This is a genomic window from Pseudomonas sp. 57B-090624 (assembly GCF_003234055.1).
In the GTDB taxonomy this organism is placed as follows: Bacteria; Pseudomonadota; Gammaproteobacteria; order Pseudomonadales; family Pseudomonadaceae; genus Metapseudomonas; species Metapseudomonas tohonis.
Genome location: NZ_QKRU01000022.1, coordinates 92,150 through 95,784, shown reverse-complemented (window position 1 = coordinate 95,784; position 3,635 = coordinate 92,150). Strand labels below are relative to the sequence as shown.

2 protein-coding genes and 1 pseudogene are annotated in these 3,635 nt (G+C 62.4%); all 3 read right to left on the bottom strand.

The genetic code is table 11. The features are described from left to right. Positions 1-434 precede the first annotated feature (434 nt). A pseudogene (locus DMX10_RS33600) lies at positions 435-503 on the bottom strand (6-carboxytetrahydropterin synthase QueD); the annotation flags it as partial. A gap of 228 nt (positions 504-731) precedes the next feature. After that, positions 732-2,669 (bottom strand): type II secretion system secretin GspD, encoded by a 1,938-nt coding sequence (gspD, locus tag DMX10_RS12640; RefSeq protein WP_111261385.1) that lies wholly within the window; start codon positions 2,667-2,669, stop codon positions 732-734. 13 nt (positions 2,670-2,682) lie between these two features. Then, positions 2,683-3,348, bottom strand: coding sequence for a type II secretion system protein N (locus DMX10_RS12635; RefSeq protein WP_111261384.1), 666 nt, complete (start codon positions 3,346-3,348; stop codon positions 2,683-2,685). Positions 3,349-3,635: the final 287 nt, after the last annotated feature.

Here is a 3,635-nt window from a genome sequence, read left to right as displayed (position 1 = left end):
AGTGAAACGATGCATCGCCGATGGTAGTGTGGAGTTTCTCCATGTGAGAGTAGGTCATCGTCAAGCACCTATACCAAACCCCCGATCTTCGACAGAAGGTCGGGGGTTTGACTTTGTGCCGCAGAAAAGTCAGGCGCGCGGTGTGGAGCACCTATAGCGCCGGGCACTGCTCGGAATGCGGGCATTGCGATCCATCCGGCGCGTCATTGCATCGCGCGTAGCGCCACGGCGATGTGTTCGGGCAGCGGCGGACCGCAGGGCCGCCATGCCGGTGCCTGCCGCGATCGCTTCATTGACCCGCTCTCCGCCCTGAAAGAGTTCACGGACCGAAGTCCGGGCCACGTGCGGGCTATGCAGGCAGTGTGATCGACAGGAACTGCGCGCAACAAAAAGGCCACCCTAGGGTGGCCTTTTGCATGGGGGCAGCAGAAGAATCAGTCGCCGCGATACTCGCAGCCACTGGTGCAAGTCTCGTGGATGCGCACCCGGCTCAGCTCCCCAAGTGTCGCCAGATCCACATGGCTCCAACCAAGGGATGTCTTCGGGCAGATGAGCAGCCAGTCTCCCCCAGGTCGCTTTTCCCAATCGCCCTATCCGCAAATTGGAAGAGTTCACTGGCGTCCCTCGACGTACCGCAACGCTCCGCGCCCATCAGCCCAGAAAACCAGACCTGTACCCATCGAGCCGCCAAAGAAAAAGCCACCCGCAGGTGGCTTCACTTCAGCAATCAATCATTGTGGCGGCAGCGGTACGGACTTGATCTTCAACTCCTTCTCCGCGCTGTTGATGCGTTCCGGCAGCGTGGGCACGCCCTTGGCGATGTCCTGGTCGGCATAACGCAGCTGGCGCTCCCGGATGAAGTTGTACTTGCCTTCGGTCAGTTGGTCGGCATGGTCGAAGTCATTGATGATGGTCGGCTTGATGAACACCATCAGGTTCTTCTTGTTCACTTCCTTGCGGTCACTGCGGAACAGCTGCCCGATGATCGGGATCTTGCCGAGGAAGGGCACCTTGTCGCCCGAGTCCCTCACCTCGTCCGAGATGAGGCCACCCAGCACCAGCGTCATGTTGTCCTTGATGAGGACCCGCGTTTCCACCGAACGCTTGTTCGTCACGATGTCCGCGGCACTGGTGTCGTTGGTGACGCTGGAGATCTCCTGATAGACGTTCAGGGTCACCGAGTCCCCTTCGTTGATCTGCGGCTTGATCTTCAGGGTGATACCCACGTCCTGGCGCTCGATGGTCTGGAACGGGTTGGTGGACGGGTTCGAGGCGCTGGTCGAGCTGCCGGTCACGAAGGGCACGTTCTGGCCGACCACGATCTTGCCCTCCTCGTTGTCGAGGGTGACCAGGTTCGGCGTCGAGAGGATATTCATCGAGTCATCGGTGGACAGCGTACGGATCAGCGCCCTGAGCGAGCCGTTGCTGTAGAAGCCCATGCTCAGCCCGGCATCCAGCTTGGCCGGGCTGCCCCCCGGGAAGGAATCGATGGCATTGCCCTTGAGCGACGACTTGAAGCCGCCATAGAAGCCGTCACCGCCGATGGCCCCGTCCGAGGTCTTCCACTGCACGCCCAGCTCGTTGACCTTGTTGTCCGAGACTTCGACGATCACCGCCTCCACCAGCACCTGCGCCCGGCGGATGTCCAGCCGCTGCACCACCCCTTCGACGGTCTTCATGATCGCCGGCGGCGCACTGATCACCAGCGCGTTGGTGGTGTCGTTGGCCTGGATGGAGATTTCCGCCCCGCTGATGCCCACGTCCTTGTCCTGCTTCTGCAGGCTGGTGGCCACGTTCTGCAGGATCTGCGCGACCTCCGACGCCTTCAGGTAATGCAGGTAGATCACCTGGGTGTCGCGGATGATGTTCCCCGGGCGGTCCAGGTTGGCCAGCACATCGCGCAACTGCTGGCGCTTGCTTGGGTCCCCGGAGATCAGAATGCTGTTGGTGCGCTCATCCACCGACACGCTCATCTTGCTCGCGCCCTCGGCACCGCCGCCCTGGGGCACCAGGTTGCCAAGCATGGCGGAGAGCTCCTTGGCATTGGCGAACTTCAGCGGGATCACATCGATCTCGAACTGCCCGGCCCGGTCGATCTCCGACACCAGCTTCAGCAGCTGGTTGATGTTGGAAGCCCGGTCGGAAATGATCAGCGCGTTGCTGTCCGGGTACGCCGCCAGGTGCCCCACCTGCGGGACCATCGGCCGCAGGATGTTCACCAGCTGCGTCGCCGGCACGTGCTGCGTGCGGATCACCCGCACCACCTGCTGGTCATCGTTCAGCGTGTCGTCGTCCACCAGCGGCACGCCGCTCTGCTTGGCGTTGGCGTCCGGGATGACCTTCACCGCGCTGTCCGACTCGATGGCGGAGAACCCGTGCACCTGCAGCACCGACAGGAAGACCCGGTACGCCTCTTCCGGCTTCATCGACTCGTTGGAAATCACCGTCACCTTGCCGGTCACCCGCGGGTCGATGATGAAGTTCTTGCCGGTCGCCTTGGCGATCCACTCGATGAAGGAGCGAATGTTGGTGTCCTGCATGTTGATCTTCACATCGCTGGCCGCCACGGGCGCCTCGGCCGCCACCGGTTTGTCCTCGGCGTGGGCGCTGGCGAAGGGGACGAGCAGGCACAGACTGAGCAGCAGGCACGACGGGGCTCTGGTGGACACTTCTCTCACTCGACTACTTGTTCTGCGCGAGCTTGCGCTGAATGTATTGCTGGTAAGCGGTGGGTACGCCCTGGCTCGCCACCGCCGGCTCCGGGGCGGCAGGCAATGAACTGGCCAGGGTGTCGGTCACCGGTTCGATGTTCTGGGCGACGGGCATGGGGCTTTCCGGGGCCGGGCTGCTACCCGGCATCTCGCCGAAGCCGCGGAAACTGATCTGCTCCAGCTTGCCATTGCGCTTGAGCGTGATCCGGTGGCTTTCGATGCGCTGCACGGCGATACCGGGGCGCACCTCTTCACCCGGTTTGAGAATGAGGGTGCGATCACCGTCTTCCAGGATCACCGTGCTCTGCTCGGCGGGCGCCATGAAGAAGATCGCCGACACCTGCAGGTCCAGGTTGCTCTCGGGCAGCTTCTCGAGCGCTTTGGCCGCCACCGATTCGGCTTCGGCGCTGGACCCGAACAAACCGAGCAGCCCCTTGCCGAGCGGCGTCGGCCCGTCCTGCGGGCCGGGCTCGTTCATCGCGCCGGGGGCGAGCACCGGCGGTTGCAGTGCAGCGCGCAGCTGCAGGCCGTGCCAGGTCAGGGCGGCGAGCATGAGAAGGGAGCACAGGGACAGCGCCGACAGCTTTATCGCGCGTGTGCCTGCGAGCCGGGTCAGCGTGTGGAGGATGGTGGCCATGGACTCTTCCCTGTGATGGCGCGGCAATACTATCCATTGCTCAATCGGGTGCAAAGCCGGGTCAGGACGGGTGGTGGCGGATGATGGCGATATTTGACGCCGATCACGTTCCCCACCGTTTATGCCCGTTCGGCATTTGTACCTATCTTGAAATAAGATTTTTCCGTGTATAGCATTCTGCCATTGGAAAGGCTAAGGCTATCGAAGTCCTACGCCTGAATGCGCAAAATAAATGGAACTTTTCCCCCAAGATGCTGCAAGGATGCCGCCATACAGGGTTTCGCCGG